Source organism: Candidatus Thiosymbion oneisti, assembly GCF_900092655.1.
GTDB lineage: Bacteria > Pseudomonadota > Gammaproteobacteria > Chromatiales > Chromatiaceae > Thiosymbion > Thiosymbion oneisti.
Window position 1 is genome coordinate 1 of record NZ_FLUY01001596.1, and the last position, 234, is coordinate 234.

Sequence of the window (234 nt, forward strand, 5' to 3'; positions counted from 1 at the left end):
AGCCCTGTCACTGGGCTTCGGGATCGAACCGCGCGCCTAACCCAACCTACACTTAACGCGAGGCCGCGCGGGCCGGCCGCGCGGGGGTAACCTGGGTGTAGGTTGCGTTGAGACGCCGGTACGGACCTGGCCGTCGCTCAACGAGCCGTTGGGCGTCGAAACGCAACCCGTCAAACCCTGTCCCGACGCAGGAGGGATCTTTCCCCCCAAACCGCGCCGAATCATTCAGGATTG

At 65.4% G+C, this 234-nt stretch carries 1 protein-coding gene; it reads right to left on the bottom strand.

The window, feature by feature from the left end:
• Positions 1-52: 52 nt before the first annotated feature.
• Positions 53-234, bottom strand: a 182-nt coding sequence (locus BQ17_RS22880; RefSeq protein WP_218068313.1) for a hypothetical protein, incomplete at its 5' end; no start/stop codon positions are given.